General features: G+C 76.4%; 1 pseudogene. It reads left to right on the top strand.

Going from position 1 to position 386, the window contains the following annotated elements:
• A pseudogene (locus KIH27_RS22270) lies at nt 1–386 on the top strand (PGRS repeat-containing protein); the annotation flags it as partial.

The following is a 386-nucleotide window of genomic DNA, read 5'->3' on the forward strand; positions in this document are numbered from 1 at the left end:
CTGCCAGCCAGCTGTTCGGTAACGGCGGCGCGGGCGGCCAGGGTGGTACCGGTGGTGTCGGTGGAACCGGCGAGGCGGGTCAGAACGGGACGAGCACGGCCGATCCCACGGCGGGTGGCGTCGGCGGTAACGGCGGCACCGGTGGTGTCGCCGGTGCGGCGAGCACAAGCCATGGTGCGCTTGCGGGTGCCACGGGCGCCGCGGGCGTGCAGGGCACCGGCGGTGCGGGTGGCACCGGTGGTGCCGGTGGCGACGCCGCCACGGACGCCAACGGCTTCGTCGGCAACGGACAGAGCCCGGCGCACGCTACTGCGACCGGTGTCGGCGCCTCCGGCGGTGCCGGCGGCGAGGGCGGTACCGGCTACCAGGCCGGCGACGGTGGCGAC

It is taken from the genome of Mycolicibacter acidiphilus (genome assembly GCF_018455725.1).
GTDB lineage: Bacteria > Actinomycetota > Actinomycetes > Mycobacteriales > Mycobacteriaceae > Mycobacterium > Mycobacterium acidiphilum.